General features: G+C 72.2%; 13 protein-coding genes and 1 pseudogene. 8 read left to right on the forward strand and 6 right to left on the reverse strand.

All coding sequences use genetic code 11. From position 1 onward, the window contains the following. Positions 1-114: 114 nt before the first annotated feature. Both AC0NZQ_RS06100 and glpK read left to right on the forward strand, forming a co-directional pair. Positions 115-924 carry an IclR family transcriptional regulator gene (locus AC0NZQ_RS06100; protein WP_474528765.1) on the forward strand — a complete coding sequence of 270 codons (810 nt, stop codon included), beginning with the start codon at positions 115-117 and terminating at the stop codon, positions 922-924. Beyond that, a pseudogene (glpK, locus tag AC0NZQ_RS06105) lies at positions 921-2,420 on the forward strand (glycerol kinase GlpK); the annotation flags it as partial. The gene AC0NZQ_RS06100 and the pseudogene glpK, both read left to right, overlap by 4 nt. Before the next feature lie 71 nt (positions 2,421-2,491). On the opposite strand, the gene AC0NZQ_RS06110 reads toward glpK, so the two are convergent. Beyond that, positions 2,492-3,553 carry a GGDEF domain-containing protein gene (locus AC0NZQ_RS06110; protein WP_474528766.1) on the reverse strand — a complete coding sequence of 354 codons (1,062 nt, stop codon included), beginning with the start codon at positions 3,551-3,553 and terminating at the stop codon, positions 2,492-2,494. Between the two features lie 128 nt (positions 3,554-3,681). Here AC0NZQ_RS06110 and AC0NZQ_RS06115 point away from each other — a divergent pair, with 128 nt between their 5' ends. Beyond that, positions 3,682-5,964: a putative bifunctional diguanylate cyclase/phosphodiesterase gene (locus tag AC0NZQ_RS06115; protein WP_474528767.1), complete on the forward strand. Its 2,283-nt coding sequence runs from the start codon at positions 3,682-3,684 to the stop codon at positions 5,962-5,964. Here AC0NZQ_RS06115 and AC0NZQ_RS06120 read toward each other — a convergent pair. The 4 genes from AC0NZQ_RS06120 to AC0NZQ_RS06135 form a co-directional block, all read right to left on the reverse strand. Next, a complete protein-coding gene (locus tag AC0NZQ_RS06120; RefSeq protein ID WP_474528769.1) occupies positions 5,907-6,632 on the reverse strand; it encodes an N-acyl amino acid synthase FeeM domain-containing protein in 726 nt (241 codons plus the stop codon). The genes AC0NZQ_RS06115 and AC0NZQ_RS06120 overlap by 58 nt on opposite strands. A 188-nt stretch (positions 6,633-6,820) precedes the next feature. Next, positions 6,821-8,593, reverse strand: a complete 1,773-nt coding sequence (locus AC0NZQ_RS06125) for an acetyl/propionyl/methylcrotonyl-CoA carboxylase subunit alpha (protein ID WP_474528770.1) — start codon at positions 8,591-8,593, stop codon at positions 6,821-6,823. A 166-nt stretch (positions 8,594-8,759) separates the two neighbouring features. Then, the gene (locus tag AC0NZQ_RS06130) at positions 8,760-10,157 is read right to left on the reverse strand and encodes a glycoside hydrolase family 16 protein (protein WP_474528771.1); all 1,398 of its coding nucleotides are present in this window, start codon (positions 10,155-10,157) and stop codon (positions 8,760-8,762) included. A 327-nt stretch (positions 10,158-10,484) separates the two neighbouring features. Then, positions 10,485-10,889, reverse strand: coding sequence for a MerR family transcriptional regulator (locus AC0NZQ_RS06135; protein WP_474528772.1), 405 nt, complete (start codon positions 10,887-10,889; stop codon positions 10,485-10,487). Between the two features lie 45 nt (positions 10,890-10,934). On the opposite strand from AC0NZQ_RS06135, the gene AC0NZQ_RS06140 reads away from it, so the two are divergent. The 4 genes from AC0NZQ_RS06140 to AC0NZQ_RS06155 are packed head-to-tail and all read left to right on the forward strand — an operon-like array spanning position 10,935 to position 15,782. After that, a complete protein-coding gene (locus tag AC0NZQ_RS06140) occupies positions 10,935-12,086 on the forward strand; it encodes an acyl-CoA dehydrogenase family protein (protein WP_474528773.1) in 1,152 nt (383 codons plus the stop codon). A gap of 2 nt (positions 12,087-12,088) precedes the next feature. Next, a complete protein-coding gene (locus AC0NZQ_RS06145) occupies positions 12,089-13,615 on the forward strand; it encodes an acyl-CoA carboxylase subunit beta (RefSeq protein ID WP_474528774.1) in 1,527 nt (508 codons plus the stop codon). Continuing rightward, positions 13,612-13,779 carry a hypothetical protein gene (locus AC0NZQ_RS06150; RefSeq protein ID WP_474528775.1) on the forward strand — a complete coding sequence of 56 codons (168 nt, stop codon included), beginning with the start codon at positions 13,612-13,614 and terminating at the stop codon, positions 13,777-13,779. The genes AC0NZQ_RS06145 and AC0NZQ_RS06150 overlap by 4 nt, the downstream gene beginning before the upstream one ends. Positions 13,780-13,826: 47 nt before the next feature. After that, a complete protein-coding gene (locus tag AC0NZQ_RS06155) occupies positions 13,827-15,782 on the forward strand; it encodes an adenylate/guanylate cyclase domain-containing protein (protein WP_474528776.1) in 1,956 nt (651 codons plus the stop codon). Here the strand turns inward: AC0NZQ_RS06155 and AC0NZQ_RS06160 are convergent. Beyond that, complete coding sequence (locus AC0NZQ_RS06160) at positions 15,755-16,372, reverse strand: Maf family protein (RefSeq protein ID WP_474528777.1); 618 nt, start codon at positions 16,370-16,372, stop codon at positions 15,755-15,757. The genes AC0NZQ_RS06155 and AC0NZQ_RS06160 overlap by 28 nt on opposite strands. 63 nt (positions 16,373-16,435) lie before the next feature. Between AC0NZQ_RS06160 and AC0NZQ_RS06165 the strand changes: the two genes are divergently transcribed. Then, positions 16,436-17,251 (forward strand): S-methyl-5'-thioadenosine phosphorylase, encoded by an 816-nt coding sequence (locus AC0NZQ_RS06165; protein WP_474528778.1) that lies wholly within the window; start codon positions 16,436-16,438, stop codon positions 17,249-17,251.

The raw sequence follows: 17,251 nt of genomic DNA on the forward strand, positions 1-17,251 counted from the left end.
CGGTGTCGCCCGGCACGTCTGACGCTCGACGTTATGAGCGGTGTCACATGGCGACAACCACAACCGTTCGACAATGCCGAACGTTTGCTGTGCGCGGCGACTAGGGTGCGGCGCATGCCCGGTCTCATCCAGTCGATCGAGCGGGCCGCTGCCGCATTGCGACTGCTGGCGGCGCCGCCGGGTGAGCTGACCCTCGGCGAGCTCGCCGCCGCGCTACACCTGGCCAAGGGCACGACCCACGGCATCGTCCGCACCCTTGTCGACGTCGGCTTCGCCGTCCAGGACGAGAGCACGGGGCGCTACCGGCTGGCCGAGGCGAGCACGGGTCTGCGGTCGGCCTACCTCGACCCGAACGAGGTGCGGGCGCGCTCGATGAACTGGGCCGATCCGCTGGCCGCCCGGACCGGGCACGCCGTGCTGGTGGGGGTGCTGTCGCGCGACGGCGCCGGCCGTACCGAACGCGACGTCGAGGTGGTCCATCACGTCTTCCGGCCGGACGGCACGCCGCAGCGCAGCGAGGTCGGCGTGCTGCTGCCGGCTCACGCCACCGCACTGGGCAAGGCGCTGCTCGCCTTCAGTCCGTCGCTGGCACCCCGGGCGCCGCGGCGGCTCACCCACCGGACCCTCACCGACCCGGCGGCACTGGCCGCGGAGCTGCGTCAGGTCCGTGCGACCGGCGTCGCCACCGACTGCGACGAGTTCCGGCACGGTCGCGCCGGGGTCGCGGCCCCCGTCCGCGGCGCGGGGGGCATGGTGGTGGCGGCGGTCGGCGTGATGGCCCATCCCGACGCCCTGGGTGCCGGCCGCAGCTTCCCCGCCGCCGACGTGGTCGAGCGCGTCACCGAGTGTGCCCGTCACATCGCCATCGAGCTCGCCGCCAGCCGTGCGGAGGTGCTGCGCCGGCGCAGCACGGCGCCGCGATGAGCAGCGCCCGCTTCGTCCTGGCCGTCGACCAGGGGACCACCTCGACGCGCGCCATCCTCTTCGACCAGGCGGGGCACGCGGTGTCGGTCGGCCAGCTGGAACACCGGCAGTACTTCCCGCAGCCCGGTCACGTGGAGCACGACGCCGCCGAGATCTGGCGTAACACGCAGCGGGCGATCGAGAACGTGATGGCCGAGTCGGGGGCACGAGCCGAGGACGTCGCGGCGCTCGGCATCGCCAACCAGCGCGAGACCTTCGTCCTCTGGGAGCGTGCCACCGGACGCCCGGTACGGCGGGCGATCAGCTGGCAGGACACCCGCTCCCAGCAGCTGGCCGCGGAGCTGGCTGCCGGGCCGCACGCCGCAGAGGTGGCGGCACGCAGCGGGCTGCCGATGTCGGCCTACTTCTCCGCGCCCAGGCTGCGCTGGCTGCTGGATCGCGAGCCCGGCATCGCCGCGCGGGCCCGGGCCGGGGAGCTGCTCTTCGGAACCATGGAGAGCTGGCTGATCTGGAACCTCACCGGTGGCGTCGACGGCGGCGCCCACGTCACCGACGTCACGAACGCCAGTCGCACGATGCTCATGGACCTGCGCACCCTGGACTGGGACCCGTGGCTGCTCGACTTCTTCGACGTGCCGCCGGAGCTGCTGCCCGCGGTCCGGCCCTCGGCGCAGACCTTCGGCGTCGCCGGGGGTCCGATCGCGGGCGTCCCCGTGGCGGCAGCCCTGGGGGATCAGCAGGCCGCCCTCTTCGGGCAGACCGCCTTCGACCCCGGCCAGGCCAAGTGCACGCTCGGCACCGGCAGCTTCGTGCTCCTCAACGTCGGCCGGGAGGTCGTGCTGCCGGTCAACGGCATGCTGCCGACGGTCGCCTACCAGCTGCCGGGCGAGGGCGCCGTCTACGCGATCGAGGGCTCCATCGCGGTGACCGGCGCGCTGGTGCAGTGGTTCCGGGACAGTCTCGGCATGGTCGAGACCGCCGCCGAGATCGAGACGCTGGCCCGGACGGTGGCCGACACCGGTGGTTGCTATGTCGTCCCCGCCTTCTCCGGTCTCTTCGCTCCCCACTGGCAGCCGAGCGCGCGCGGGATCATCGCGGGGCTCACCGGCTACATCACCAAGGGCCACCTCGCCCGCGCCGTCCTCGAAGCCACGGCCTGGCAGACCAAGGACGTCGTCGACGCGATGAACCAGGCGACCTCGGCGCCGCTGCAGACCCTCATCGTGGACGGCGGCATGACCTCCAACAACCTGCTGATGCAGCTGCTGGCCGATGTCCTGGACGTCCCCGTGGTCCGGTCGATGACGACCGAGACGGTCTCGCTGGGGGCCGCCTACGCCGCCGGGCTCTCGGTGGGGTTCTGGCCCGACCTGCAGGGACTGCGTCGCAACTGGCATCGCGCCGCGCAGTGGACGCCGGAGCTGGCCCCGGCCGAGCGTGAGCGCCGGCACGCCGACTGGCGGCATGCCGTCGGCCTCAGCTTCGACTGGGTCCGCGACTGAGCGCGTCGCCGGTCGAGCGAGATGCCGGTCGAGCGAGGTGCCGGTCGAGCGAGATGCCGGCTGCCTCAGGCCGGGTCGAGCTGCAGGTCGGCGCAGCGGTCGCGGCCGCCCCGCTTGGCGCGGTAGAGCGAGACATCGGCCGCCTGGTACAGCGCGAGCACGTCGCGGGCATGGGTGGGCAGGTGGGCCAGGCCCACCGACGCGGTGACGGTGAGGACGGTGGGGTGATCGCCCCGCGCCATCGAGACGGCGTCGACGTCGACCCGGAGCGCGCGGATGCGGTGCACCACGGCGCGGGCCCGCTCCTCGGCCGCGGCAAGGGTGCAGCCGGCGAGCAGGATGGCGAACTCGTCGCCCCCCATCCGGCTGACGACGTCGGTGCGCCGACCGAGCCCGTCGAGGACGTTCGACACCTGCTTCAGCACGAGGTCGCCGGCCAGGTGACCGTGGACATCGTTCACGGACTTGAAGTGGTCGATGTCGACGATCAGCAGCGCGGTACCGCCGTTGCTGGCGGCGCTCTCCAGGGCCGAGCTGGCCGCCGAGTCGAGCACGCGTCGGGTCACCAGACCGGTCAGCGGGTCGATCGCGGCCTGCTCCCGCAGCTTGGTCACCAGCCTCTCGACGCGCTCGCCCGCCCGCAGCAGCAGCAGCGCGGAGGTGATGAGCGCACAGGTGACATAGCCGGAGTCCCGGATCGCCTCGCGGACCGGCAGCAGCCAGAAGGTCACCGTCAGCTGGCCGGCCACCGCCGCGGCGGTGACGGCCACCGCCCCGGGCCGGCGCAGCTGTCCGCCGGCGTAGAGGGTGGGGAAGACGAAGAAGATCTGCGCCGTGACCCCGGCGTCGCGCGTGGCCAGATCCGCGGCCACTATCGCCGTGATGCCGCCGAACGGGTAGGCGGCCCACAGCCAGGCCGGTGGCTCGGGCGTCAGCACGATGGCGCCCGCGCAGGCCACCACGAGCAGCGGCCCGATGATGGCGACCTCGTTGCTGCCACCCGCGTCCGGCTCCAGGCCGAGCAGCATCGTGGTCAGCGTCACCGTGGCCGCCGCAATCGTGAGGACGGCGACGAGCCGCTTCGCGAACGCGGGATCGCGCGGGGTGAAAGCTGTTGACCACCTCATGCCCCCTGACATCGACCGTGGCGCCAGTACCTTGAGCGCAACGGGTGTCCGCCGGCCGCTCAAGTCCCTGGCCTCGCTGCCGATGGCACGTACCGGGGAGGACCACGCAGACGGGGGTATTCGAGGACATGCAGCGAGCCGACCGGGTTCTCGCGCGACTGGTGTGGCTGCTGCTGCCCCTGGGTGTCGGCGTCAACTTCGCGGTCAACGGCATCAAGATGCAGCCCGACCGCACTGCGGTTACCTGGTTCTGCCTCGTGTTCTTCGGCGGCCTCTGCGCCCGGCTGCTCATCGCCGCACTGCGCTGGCCCGCCCGACGGATGCCGTTCCTGCTCGCCCTCGCCGGACTCGGCCTCTGGTGCGTCGAATCGGCCTCGTTGCAGCACCACGACCTCTCCGGCGGGGCGACCCACCTCGCCCCCGGCGAGATGCTCTTCCTCGCCAGCTACGGCCTGCTCGCCATGTATCTCGTCCTCGACCTCGATCAGCGCCCCGCCCGCACGCTCGCCGCCTCCCTGGATGCGGCGATCGTCTGCGCCGGCAGCGCCTGCGCGGCCGGCCCGTTCGTGGCCCTGGTGCTCGGCGGCAACAAGGTCGCGGCGTGGGTGGCGCTGCTCTACCCGGTCCTCGACCTCGCGCTCGCCGGCCTCGTCGCCGCCCAGGTCGCGCTCCGGGTACGCGCCAAGAACCGGCGCAGCGTCATGTTCGTCGCCGGCTTCGCGCTGCTGGCCATCGCCGACGTCACCTTCGCCAGCCGGGTCGTCCAGGGCAGCACCGGCTCCACCGTGGTCACCGTGACGCTCTGGGGTACCGGGTTCGCCCTCATCGTCGCCGCCGCCGTGGCGCCCCGCCCGCCCCGGCTCCGCGCGCCGGGGCAGGTGCCGGCGCCGATCCTGGCGCTCTCGGCCGTCGCCGCCATCACCGTCCTGCTGATCGGACCGGCGCTCGAGCTCGGCCTGGCCATCGAGCTCGTCGCCGCGGCGGCCCTGCTCGTCACCGGCACGCGCCTACTGATCGCGCTGCGCGACGCGAACACCGCCGCCAGTGCCATCGAGCTGGCGCAGACCGACGACCTCACCGGCCTGCCCAACCGTCGGGCGATCAACATGCGCCTCACCGAGGCGCTGGCAGGCGGGCAGCCCTTCGGCCTGCTGATCATGGACCTCGACGGCTTCAAGGAGATCAACGACTCCCTCGGTCACGACTTCGGCGACGCGATCCTACGCACCACCGCGGCCCGGATGCGCGACGTGCTGCCCCGCTCGGTGCTGGTGGCCAGGCTCGGCGGCGACGAGTTCGCGCTCATCGTGCCGACCTCGGAGGAGCTGGAGCTCTTCGAGGTGGCGCGGACCGCCCTCGACGAGGTGCAGCGCCCCGACTCCGTCGACGGCATCGAGATCGTCGTGGACGCCTCGATCGGCATCACGTCCCGCACACCCGAGGACACCAGCGGGTCGGCCATGCTGCGCCGCGCCGACATCGCGATGTACCAGGCAAAGGCCAACGCCTCCGGCATCGCCCTCTACGAGCCGGACAGCGACGACTTCACCCGCCGTCGGCTCCGGCTAGTGGAGGAGGTCCGCCGCGCGATGGCCCAGGACCAGTTCCTCGTCCACTACCAGCCGCAGATCGACGCCGCCGACCAGTCCATCGTCGGCATCGAGGCGCTCGTGCGGTGGCAGCACCCGAGCGGGTCCACCGAGTCCCCGGAGGCCTTCCTCGCCACAGTGCGGGGCACCGGCCTGATGTCGCAGCTCGGCGAGACCGTCATCCGCCACACCGTCGAGGACATGCGGCGCTGGCACGATCGCGGCTGGAACGTCCGCATCGCGCTGAACTGCGCTCCACCGGAGCTGCTGAGCGGCAGCTTCGTGCGGTACCTGCTCGGGGTCGCCGAGAGCTCGGGGCTGCCGGCGTCGCACTTCGTCATCGAGGTCACCGAGGACCTCTTCGTCTCCGACCCCGGCCGGGCCCGCGCCGTGCTCGCCGACGCGCGGGCGGCGGGGCTGCAGACCTCCATCGACGATTACGGGACCGGCTTCTCCTCGCTGGCCTACCTGCGCGACCTGCCGGTGGACGAGCTCAAGATCGACCGGTCGTTCGTCGCCTCCATGGTGGACGACCCGCGCGCGGCCACCATCGTCGACTCGACGGTCCGACTCGCTCACGCCCTCGGCATGCGGGTGGTCGCCGAAGGTGTCGAGGACGCCGCCACCGCGGCGGCGCTGGTCGCGATGGGCGTCGACGTCATGCAGGGCTATCACTTCACCCGGCCGCTCCCGCCGGATCTCGTGGAGCAGTGGGCCGATTCCTGGACGTCGTTCGGTACGCCCCCGCCGGCGGCGCTGAGCGGTCAGGCAGGCACGGACGCGGTGGGTACCGCGAATGGGCCGAGCGAGTCGAGCCGGTAGGCCGCCGCCTCGGACGGCAGCGCGACCTCGCCGAGCCCGACGCCGAGGGTGATGAGGCGGTGGGCATCGGGATTGTGCCGCTGCTGGTGCATGAGCATGTCGTCGCAGTTGCCCCAGGCCGGCGTGCTCGCCGCCGAGCCGCACCAGGCCAGCGGCCGGGCCCCCGGCAGTGCGGAGGTGGGCAGCCCGACGACCCGCAGCGTGCTGCGCACCCGTTCGTCGACGGTCATGAGCAGATGGCGCACGTCGTTGATGGCGGCCAGCTGAACCAGTGCGTGGTACAGCGCTGCCAGCACGACCGACCGCTGCCGGCCGATCGACCGCTCGACGGCGAGCGTCCCGACGTCCCAGGCCCGGCTGAGATCGATGCCGGCCGCCCGCACTGATCGTCCGACATCGAGGAACCACGGCGAGAGCGCCGCCTCGACCACGGTCTTCACCGGCTCGGCCACGGGGTCAGGGCCGGGGTAGATCAGCCGCATGTGACCGACGACGTTGTCCAGCGGGTCGGTGACCGAGACGAAGACCGACCGCTCGTTGAAGGCGGCGAACTCGAGATCGTGGGCCTCGGGAGCGACGCCGTAGGAGTGTTCGAAGACGCGCCGTTCGAACCGGTACGCCTCGGAGGCGACGAGGTCGCAACGCCCCGCCACCTGCAGCCTGAACATTCCCGTCACCGGCACCGCCCCCGCGAGTCGATCTTCACCGACAGATGTAACCGCAACGGGGCGGGTCCCTACCGCGGATGTCACTGACGCGCCGCGCCAACCGGCCGGCGCCGGGGAGAAAGCGGACATCGGCAGGGGCGACCCGGACTTTGCGCGCCGGGCCGCAGCCCTGTCGATCTCGTGGCGGACTACTCGGCGGCGTCCTTGATGTCGCAGATGACGCTGCCGGCGGTGACGACCGCGCCGACCTCGGCCTTGAGGCCGGTGACGGTGCCGGCCTTGTGGGCGGTGATGGGCTGCTCCATCTTCATGGCCTCGAGGACGACGACGGCCTGACCGGCCTCGACGGTGTCACCGTCGGCGACGGCGAGCTTGACGATGGTGCCCTGCATCGGTGCGGTGAGCGAGTCGCCGGAGGCCGCAGCGCCGGCCTTCTTGCCCGCCGAACGCTTCGGCGCGGCCTTGCGGGCCGGGCCGCCGCCCCCGCCGCCGGCACCGAAACCGGCGGGCAATGACACCTCGAGGCGCTTGCCACCCACCTCGACCACGACGGTCTCGCGCGGTGCGGCCTCGTCCTCGGCTCCGGCGCCACCGCCGAAGGGCGGGATCTGGTTGTCGAACTCGGTCTCGATCCAGCGGGTGAAGATGGTGAAGGGCTCGTCGTCGCTGGTGGCGAAGGCCGGGTCGCGGACGACGGCACGGTGGAACGGGATGGCCGTCGCCATGCCCTCGACGACGTACTCGTCGAGGGCGCGGCGGGCACGGGCCAGCGCCTCGAGCCGGTTCTCGCCGGTGACGATGAGCTTGGCCAGCAGCGAGTCGAACGCCCCGCCGATGACCGAGCGCCCCTCGATGCCGGAGTCCACGCGGACGCCGGGGCCGGCGGGCTCGTGGTACTCGGTGACGGTGCCCGGTGCGGGCAGGAAGTTGCGGCCGGGGTCCTCGCCGTTGATTCGGAACTCGAAGGAGTGTCCGCGGGGCGCCGGGTCCTCGGTGAAGCGCAGCTTCTCGCCCTCGGCGATGCGGAACTGCTCGCGGACCAGGTCGATGCCGCTGGTCTCCTCGGTCACGGGGTGCTCGACCTGCAGGCGGGTGTTGACCTCGAGGAAGCTGATCACGCCGTCGTTGCCGACGAGGTACTCGACGGTGCCGGCGCCGTAGTAGTTGGCCTCGCGGCAGATGTCCTTGGCCGACTGGTGGATGCGGGCGCGCTGCTCGTCGGTGAGGTACGGCGCGGGCGCCTCCTCGACCAGCTTCTGGTTACGGCGCTGCAGCGAGCAGTCGCGGGTGCCGACGACGATGACGTTGCCGTGCTGGTCAGCCAGCACCTGCGCCTCGACGTGGCGGGAGCGGTCCAGGTAACGCTCGACGAAGCACTCGCCGCGACCGAAGGCCGAGATGGCCTCGCGGACGGCGGAGTCGTAGAACTCCTCGACCTCGCTCATCTCACGGGCGATCTTCATGCCGCGGCCACCACCGCCGTAGACGGCCTTGATCGCGATGGGCAGGCCGTGCTCCTCGGCGAAGGCGACGACCTCGGCCGCGCCGGAGACCGGGTCCTTGGTGCCAGCGACGAGCGGGGCGCCGGCACGTTCGGCGATGTGCCGGGCAACGGCCTTGTCGCCGAGATCCTTGATCGACTGCGGCGACGGCCCGATCCAGGTGAGCCCGGCGTCGATGACGGCCTGCGCGAACTCGGCGTTCTCCGACAGGAACCCGTAACCCGGGTGGACGGCGTCGGCCCCGGACTTCTGGCAGGCGTCGATCACCTTGGCGATGTCCAGGTAGGACTCGCCGGGCGTGTTGCCGCCGAGGGCGAAGGCCTCGTCGGCCACCTTGACGTGCAGGGCGTCGCGGTCGGGATCGGCGTAGACCGCGACCGAGGTGTATCCGGCGTCGCGGCAAGCGCGGATCACCCGGACGGCGATCTCGCCACGGTTGGCGATGAGCACCTTCTGCACGTGCGGCCTCCTAGGTATCGGATCTCGGCACAGCGAGCGCGGCGCACGGTCAAAGCGGGTGAACCACCCTCGACACGCCGTCGGCGGCAGATTACCGTTCCCGGTCTCCGCCCCCGAAGGCGTGTCGCCCCCCGGCAGGGTGGCTCACCCGCAAGTCATGGCCCCGTCACTTCCAGGCGCGCACCCAGTCGATCTCGGTGGTCGCGTTCTGCGGGGTCGCGGCCGTCGGCGCGTTGGCGGTGTTCGGAGCGCCGAGCGCCTGCGTGAGGATCATGAAGAAGGGCTGGTCGAACGGCGCCCCGCTCGGCAGGTTCAGCGCCGAGTAATTGTTCGTCACGCAGTTCTTGCCGTCGAAGGCGATCGCGATCTGACCCGGCTTCCACGTCATGGTGTAGGTGTGGAAGGCGGTCGGGTCGGGCTGGATGCAGTAGTTGTTCGTCGCCACGTTGCTGCCGGTCATGCCGTAGCCGGTGGTCGCCGAACCGGTGTACGAGCTCAGCTTGGCGGTGCTCGGCGCGTAGACGTAGTGCAGGTACGGGATGCTCCGGTCCGGATACTTGCTGTACCGCTCGGCGATGTCGATCTCGCCGGACATCGGCCACGCCCGGTACTTCGCCTGGTTGTTCGGCCACATCCACAGCGCCGAGTGCAGCCCCGCCACGGTGGCGGCCGGGAACTTGGCGCGGATCGAGTACGAGCCGTACGCCTGCGAGAACTTGCCGATGGTCGAGACGGAGCCGCTGAGGAACTGAGTCAGGCCCTTCGTGCCGCAGGAGTAGTTCGGCGCGGGGACGGTACGCAGCTTGAGGGTGCCGTCGGAGACCTGGATCGTCTGCGGCGAGTCGACCATGCACTCCTTGGGGTTGTTGCGGAACCCGGAGCCGGCCGTGGTCACCGCCGACCACTTGCTCGTGTCCAGCGCCGTGCCGGAGAACTCGTCGTCGAAGGTGCAGGTGAGCGCCCGCCCGTCGGTGGTGGGGGCGACGGCGCCGCCGCAGGGGGCGGTGACCGGATCGGCGGAGATGACGGCGGTGGTCGGTGTGGAGCCGGGGGCGGCCGTCCGCGCCTCGTCCAGGGCGGCCGCGGTGGCCTTGCGGACGGCGTCGGCGCGAGCCGCGCTGGTGGCTGCGTGGCGCGCCTTGGCGGCGGCGGCGCTGGCGGCACGGGCGACGGCGCGGCGGTGGGCGAGGGCCCGCGCGCGGGAGGTCGCCAGCGTCTTTGCCTTGGCGCGGGCCTTGGCGCGGGTGATCCCGGTGGCGCTCGCGGTGGTGCGGCCGGTGGCCGAGGCCGCCGAGGTCATGGTTCGGGCGGCGCGTGCCGACTGCGTGACGCGGATCGGGGCATGGGTCCCGCCGGGAACGGTGGCGACCACCGTGGCCCGGAACGTGGCGGCTGCCGTCCGCTGGACGCTGGCGGTCATCTGGGCAGCCGCGCTGGCCTTCGCGCGGTGCAGCGCCTTCGCGTCGGCGGGGGCGGCGGCGGTGGCCACTCCGGCCGCGAGGGTCAGGCCGAGCAGGCCGGCGGCGACTCGCCGGGAACGCGGTGTGAGCAAGGTGGGAAGCATGGGTCGTCCAGTCGTGTCTGACGACCGGAACCCGCGGAGTGGACCTACGCGGAAGCCGGCCGTATGGCCTGTCCCCGCGTGGGCCGAACGTCCCGCAATGCTCGCTCGGCTTGTGCTCACACAAAACTAACATGGGACAGGGCGGAGACGCAATGCCGCGCGCTAAGTCCCTCAAATCGGGCGTACGGCCGCGGCAAACTGTCCGAAGGTCGCGAACGGGACGGGTCGTGGGACTGTCGCGAGCGGGACCTCGGTCCCGGCGCGGTCATGACCTTCGGGCCGCTCGATCGGGACCCCGCCGGAGGCCGGCGCGGTCGCCCCGGCCGGTCAGTGCAGTTCGGCGAGCCGGTCGCGACAGCGGGTGGCGACGTCGTCGACCTCGGCGAGGGTGCGGGCCAGGTCGGCCTGCCGGCGACGCAGCTCGGCGGCGATCTCGTCCAGCCGGGTGAGCAGGGTGGTGAGCTGGCGCCGCTCGGAGCTCTCGGCGCCGTCGTACATGTCGACGATCTCGCGGCACTCCGCCAGGGACATGCCGAAGCGACGTCCCCGCAGGATGAGCAGCAGTCGGGTCCGGTCCCGGTCGTCGTAGACCCGGTTACTGCCGCTGCGGCGCGGCGTGAGCAGGCCCTCGGCCTCGTAGTGGCGCAGGGTGCGGGTGGTGACGCCGAGCTCGGCGGCGAGCTCGCCGACGGTCCAGGTGCGTGCCGGCGGGGTGGTGCCGGCGCTGCCCATCCGGCTATCGTGGCCGTACCTTTACGTTAACGTCAAGGAGCCGGGATGAGCTTCGAACTGAGCAGCGAGCACGAGACCTTCCGCAAGGTCGTGCGGGACTTCGCCGAGCGCGAGGTCGCTCCCGGCGTCGCGCAGTGGGACCGCGACCACCACCTGCCGCTGGAGATCGTCCGCGGCATGGGTGAGCTCGGCCTCTTCGGAATCCACGTCCCCGGGGAGTACGGCGGCAGCGACGGCGACTTCACCTCGCTCTGCGTGGCCATCGAGGAGCTCGGCCGGGTGGACCAGTCGATCGGCATCACCCTGGAGGCCGCCGTCGGCCTGGGCATCAACCCGATCCTCACCTACGGCACCGAGGAGCAGAAGCAGCAGTGGCTGCCCGACCTCGTCGCCGGCCGGGCGCTGGCGGGGTTCGGCCTCACCGAGCCCGAGGCGGGCTCCGACGCCGGCGCGAGTCGTACCCGCGCGGTGCTGGACAGCGGGGAGTGGGTGATCGACGGGGCCAAGGCGTTCATCACGAACTCCGGCACCGACATCACCTCGCTGGTCACCGTCACCGCCAGGACCGGTGAGGACGAGATCAGCTCGATCATCGTCCCGTCGGGAACGCCGGGCTTCACCGTCGAGCCCGCCTACGACAAGCTCGGCTGGCACATCTCCGACACCCACGGCCTCACCTTCGACGGCTGCCGGGTGCCCGAGGCGAACCTGCTCGGGCGCCGCGGCGACGGCTTCCGGCAGTTCCTCGCGGTCCTCGACGACGGCCGGATCGCCATCGCCGCACTCGCCGTCGGCCTCGCGCAGGGGTGCCTGGACCTCTCGCTCGCCTACGCCAAGGAGCGCACCACCTTCGGCGCGCCGATCGGGTCGCGGCAGGGGGTGGCCTTCTCCCTCAGCGACCTCGCCGTCTCGGTCGAGGCAGCCCGGCTGCTGACGTACAAGGCGGCATGGCTCAAGGACGCCGGCCGACCCCGCGCCGAGCTGAAGCAGGCGGCCTCGATCGCCAAGCTGTACGCCACCGAGGCCGCGGTGGCCGCCACCCGGGTCGCCACCCAGGTCTTCGGCGGCAACGGCTTCATGGAGGAGTACCCGGTCGCCCGCTTCTACCGCGACGCCAAGATCCTGGAGATCGGCGAGGGGACCTCGGAGGTCCAGCGGATGCTCATCGCCCGCGGCCTGGGACTGCCGGTCTCCTGACCATGGTGAGCACCCCCGACGAGATCGCCGCCGCGCGGCAGGCGACGCTCGCGCCGACGCCGAAGGCCGCCGACAAGCTGGCCGAGCAGGGCAAGCTCTACGTCCGCGAGCGCATCGCGCTGCTGGCCGACGAGGGCAGCTTCGTCGAGGACGGTCAGCTCGCCAATGCCCTGGCCGGTGATCTGCCGGCCGATGCCGTCGTCACCGGCCAGCTCGCGGTGGACGGTCGTCCCGCCCTCGTCGTGGCCAACGACCCCAGCGTCAAGGCGGGGTCTTGGGGCGCCCGCACGGTGGAGAAGATCATCCGGATCACCGAGCGGGCGTTGGTCGAGGAACTGCCGATCTTCTGGCTCATCGACTCCGGCGGTGGCCGCATCACCGATCAGGTGGAGATGTTCCCCGGTCGCCGCGGCGCGGGACGGATCTTCCACAACCAGGTCGCGCTCTCGGGCAAGGTGCCGCAGATCTGCTGCCTCTTCGGGCCGTCGGCCGCCGGTGGTGCCTACATCCCGGCGTTCTGCGACTTCGTCGTCATGGTCGAGGGGAATGCCTCGATGTACCTCGGCTCGCCACGGATGGCCGAGATGGTGGTGGGGGAGAAGGTCACGCTGGAGGAGATGGGCGGCGCCCGGATGCACGCCACGATCTCCGGCTGCGGCGACAACCTCGCCGTCGACGACGCCGACGCCCTCGAGCAGGCCCGGCTCTTCTTCGACTACCTGCCGACCTGCTGGCGCGAGCCGGCGCCCGAGGCGGCGGCGGAGCCGCCGGCGGCCGAGCTCGCCGACGACGCGGTGCCGGCCGAGGAGTCGGTGCCCTTCGACATGCACGAGATCATCGATGGCCTCGTCGACGCCGACTCGTTCTTCGAGGTGAAACCGCTCTTCGCCGCCGAGGTCGTGGTGGGCTTTGCCCGCATCGACGGACAGCCGGTGGGCATCGTCGCCAACAACTCCATGGTGCGCGGTGGTGTGCTCTTCACCGATTCGGCCGACAAGTGCGCCCGCTTCATCTGGCTCTGTGACGCCTTCAACGTCCCGCTGCTCTATCTCGCCGACGTCCCCGGTTTCATGATCGGCAGCGAGGTGGAGCGGCAGGGCATCATCCGGCACGGTGCGAAGATGATCACGGCCGTCTCGGAGGCGACCGTCCCGCAGGTGTCTGTGATCGTCCGCAAGGCCTACGGGGCGGGGCTCTACGCGATGGCCGGGCCGGGCTTCGCCCCGGACGTCTGCCTGGCACTCCCCACGGCCAAGATCGCGATCATGGGGCCGCAGGCGGCGATCAACGCCGTCTACGCCAACAAGATCGCCGCGCTGCCCGACGAGACGCAGCGGCAGGAGTTCGTCGCCGTGAAGCGTGCCGAGTACGAGCAGGACGTCGACATCCTGCGCCTGGCCGCTGACCTCGTCATCGACGGCATCGTCACGCCGGGGGAGCTGCGCGGTCAGCTGGTCAGCCGCTACCGGGCGCTGGCCGGCAAGACCAGGGACGTCGCCGGCAAGCATCACGGCGTGCCGCCGGTATGAGTGCCCACGACATCCGCGTCCGCGGCGGGGCGACGGCCGAGGAGCTGGCGGCGGTGCTGGCCGTCATGGCACCGCGTCCGGAGGCCGTCGAGGACCCCTATCGCCGCTGGCGGCAGGTGCGGCGCGCCGCGTTGCGCAGGACCTCCGGCGCGCGGGGCACCTGATCGGCTTTCGCCGGGCCGAGGGTGGGCCGGTGCGGCAGAATGCAGGGGTGAGCACGCCGGACCACGCGTCGCGCGAGGAGCCGGTGCTCGACCCCATCGAGGTGTCGCATGTCGCGGCCAACGTGCCGTTCGTGCTGCGCACCGTCCTCGGCATCACCGTGCTCGGCGTCGGCATGAACGTCATCGGCGTCGTGGTGATCGGCCTGCTGGTGATCGCGATGAACGCGCAGGTCCCCGAGGAGCAGATCAGCACGCTGACCACGACGGCCTTCGTCCTCACCGGGCTGAGCGTCGTCGCCGGCGTGAGCCTGGCGACGCTGGTGCACCGCCGCACCCTGCGGTGGCTGCTGCGCGGTGACAGTCCCGATCTCGACGAGGCGCGGCGCGCGCTGCGCATGCCGCTGGACCTCGCCATCATCACGGCCGCGCTCTGGACGCTGGGGGCGATCGTCATGGCGACGGTGGCGGCCGTCGTCGGCGTCGGCGTGCGGACCTCGCTGGGCCTCGGCGGCGGGGTCGTCGTCGGCGGGTTGGTCTCCGCGGGTCTGACCTACCTGGTCATGGGGCGGGTGAACCAGCAGATCGCGCGATTGTCGCTGGCGGCGGTGCCGCCGGCCGACACCCCGGTCTTCGGGGTGCGATGGCGGCTGCTGGTCAACTGGGTCCTGACCAGCGGGCTGCCGCTGGTGGGGCTCGTCCTCGTGCTGGTGGTGCCGCCGGGACGGCGCAACTCCGTGGGGATCGCCCTCGTCGTCGTCGCCATCGCGATCATCGTCGGCGGCACGTCGACCATCCTCATCGCCCGCGCCATCGGCACGCCCCTGCGCGGTGTCGTCGACGCCCTGAACCGGGTCGCCGAGGGCAGCCTCGACGTCGCCCTGGAGCCGGACGACCCCGGCGAGATCGGCCTGGTGCAGAACGGCTTCAACGAGATGGTGGCGGGTCTGCGCGAACGCGACCGGGTCACCGATCTCTTCGGCAGGCACGTCGGACCCGCCGTGGCGGCCGAGGCCATCAGCACCGGCGTCACGCTCAGCGGTGAGTCCCGCAATGTGGTCGCGCTCTTCGTCGACATCACCGGCTCGACCAAGCTCACCCGACTCACCGAACCGGCCGACTTCGTCGACATGCTGAACCGCTTCTTCGCCGTCGTCGTCGACGAGGTCGAGGGCAGCGGTGGCCTGCTCAACAAGTTCGAGGGCGACGCCGCCCTCTGCGTCTTCGGCGCCCCCGCGGAGATCCCCGACGCCGCCTCCGCGGCGCTGCGCACCGCGCGGGCGATCCGGGACCGGGTGCACGAGATGGGTGAGCTGGAGGTCGGTATCGGGGTCGCGTCCGGGCAGGTCATCGCCGGCCAGATCGGCGCGCCCAGCCGGCTGGAGTACACCGTCATCGGTGACGCCGTGAACGAGGCTTCCCGGCTGACGGATCTGGCCAAGCGCGTCGACGGCCGCATCCTGGCCAGTGAGGGCACCGTCGAGGCCGCGACCGATCAGGAGCGGGCGCACTGGGTGCGGGGCAAGTCGCTGCGGCTGCGCGGCCGGGAGGCGTTGACCCACAGCTTCCGCACCGTCGACGCTCCCCGCTCGTCCTCGCCGTCGCTACCCCGTCGGCTCACCGAGGTGGCCCGAGCGGTGGCGGAGCTGCCGAGCCTGCCCACGCACCTGCCGAGCCTGCCCAATCCCCGGCCACGTCCGGCCGCCGCTGACACCCCGGAGGCCGACACCCCGGACGGGATCATGGTCGGGACCTCGACCGGGACCTCGACCGGGACCGCGACCGGGACCGCGACCGGGACCGCGACCGGGACCTCGACCGACGGGGCGGGCGACACGGTGGTGGACGCAGCGGGCGACGCGGCGGTGCGCCCGGCGGGCGGCGACGCGACTGAGAGCGCGGGGGACAGCAACATCACGCGCGACCTTGCCGACGAGACGGAGGGTGCGCTCGACGGCACCGCCGAGCGACGGCGGCCTCAGCCGGTCGAGGCGACCGAGGGATAGCCGAGGTCGGCCAGGCTGCGGCCGAGGTCGCGCAGCATCGAGCGGACCACGGGCAGCGAGACGCCGACGACGTTGTGATGGTCGCCGTCGACCGCCGCCACGAACCAGCCGCCGAGGCCGTCGACGGTGAAGGCGCCGGCCACGTGCAGCGGCTCGCCGCTGCCGACGTAGTCGGCAATCTCCTCGTCCGTGATCTCGGCGAAGCGGACGGTGGTCCCGACCTGCCGGGTCGCCTCCGCCCCGGTCCCGGTGTCGATGAGGTGGTGGCCGGTCCAGAGGGTGCCGCTGCGACCCCGCATCGCGCGCCATCGAGCCGTCGCCTCCGCGGCGGTGCCCGGCTTGCCGAGCGGCTGGCCGTCGAGGTCCAGCATCGAGTCGCAGCCGAGGACCAGCGCCCCCGGACCGACCTGGTCGGCGGCCACCGCCCGGGCCTTGGCCGTGGCCCGGCGCAGCGTGAGCTCGGCCGTCGAGGCGGCGATGATGGCCTCCTCGTCGACGCCGCTGACGACCACCTCAGGGGCGAGCCCGGCGGCACGCAGGGTGGCGAGCCGAGCGGGCGAGGCCGAGGCCAGCACGAAGCGCATCCCCATGCCGGCCACGCTACCGGCCCCGCTGCGACGCCCGGCCGGCCTCGCGCCACTAGCGTGGCGGCCATGACCTCTCCCGCGACCACTGCCGCCGACGAACCCATCGGGGTTATCGGCGGCTCGGGCTTCTACTCGCTGTTGGACGACCCGGAGTCCCGGCCGGTCGAGACGCCGTACGGCGAGCCCAGTGAACCGGTCACGCTGGGGGAGCTCGCCGGCCGACGGGTGGCCTTCCTGCCCCGCCATGGCGCGGGACACCGCTTCGCCCCTCACGTGGTGCCGTATCGCGCGAACCTCTGGGCGCTGCGCTCACTCGGCGTCCGACAGGTCGTCTCGCTCTCGGCGGTTGGCTCGCTCACCACCTCGCTGCCGACGGGGACGCTCGTGGTCCCCGATCAGCTCGCCGACCGCACCCATGGCCGACCCCACACCCTCTTCGAGGATGGCGCGGGTGTCGGTCACGCCGCCTTCGCCGACCCGTACTGCCCGCGCGGCCGGGCTGCAGCAGTGGCGGCCGACCCCGCGCCGCACGACGGCGGCACCCTCGTCGTGGTGAACGGGCCGCGCTTCTCCTCCCGCGCCGAGTCCCGGGAGTTCCAGTCCCACGGCTGGTCGATCATCGGCATGACGGCGATGCCCGAGGCGGGCCTGGCCCGAGAGCTCGCGCTCTGCTACACGACGCTTGCGCTCGTCACCGATCTCGACGCCGGGGTCGAGGCCGGCGAGGGCGTCACCCACGCCGAGGTCCTGGCGGCCTTTGCGGAGAACCTGCCGCGGCTGCGTGACCTGCTGATCGACACGCTGGGGGCGCTCCCCGCCCGACAGGACGACTGCGTCTGCGGCGACACCTCCGGCTATCCCGCCTCCCACGTTCTGCCGTGA

Source organism: Jatrophihabitans sp. sgz311053 (assembly GCF_056135305.1).

Excerpts from the sequence above, each read along its gene's own strand:
- AC0NZQ_RS06100 (WP_474528765.1), top strand. The coding sequence starts at position 115 with ATGCCCGGTCTCATCCAGTCGATCGAGCGGGCCGCTGCCGCATTGCGA.
- AC0NZQ_RS06110 (WP_474528766.1), bottom strand. The coding sequence starts at position 3,553 with ATGAGGTGGTCAACAGCTTTCACCCCGCGCGATCCCGCGTTCGCGAAG.
- AC0NZQ_RS06115 (WP_474528767.1), top strand. The coding sequence starts at position 3,682 with ATGCAGCGAGCCGACCGGGTTCTCGCGCGACTGGTGTGGCTGCTGCTG.
- AC0NZQ_RS06120 (WP_474528769.1), bottom strand. The coding sequence starts at position 6,632 with ATGTTCAGGCTGCAGGTGGCGGGGCGTTGCGACCTCGTCGCCTCCGAG.
- AC0NZQ_RS06130 (WP_474528771.1), bottom strand. The coding sequence starts at position 10,157 with ATGCTTCCCACCTTGCTCACACCGCGTTCCCGGCGAGTCGCCGCCGGC.
- AC0NZQ_RS06135 (WP_474528772.1), bottom strand. The coding sequence starts at position 10,889 with ATGGGCAGCGCCGGCACCACCCCGCCGGCACGCACCTGGACCGTCGGC.
- AC0NZQ_RS06140 (WP_474528773.1), top strand. The coding sequence starts at position 10,935 with ATGAGCTTCGAACTGAGCAGCGAGCACGAGACCTTCCGCAAGGTCGTG.
- AC0NZQ_RS06145 (WP_474528774.1), top strand. The coding sequence starts at position 12,089 with ATGGTGAGCACCCCCGACGAGATCGCCGCCGCGCGGCAGGCGACGCTC.
- AC0NZQ_RS06150 (WP_474528775.1), top strand. The coding sequence starts at position 13,612 with ATGAGTGCCCACGACATCCGCGTCCGCGGCGGGGCGACGGCCGAGGAG.
- AC0NZQ_RS06160 (WP_474528777.1), bottom strand. The coding sequence starts at position 16,372 with ATGGGGATGCGCTTCGTGCTGGCCTCGGCCTCGCCCGCTCGGCTCGCC.
- AC0NZQ_RS06165 (WP_474528778.1), top strand. The coding sequence starts at position 16,436 with ATGACCTCTCCCGCGACCACTGCCGCCGACGAACCCATCGGGGTTATC.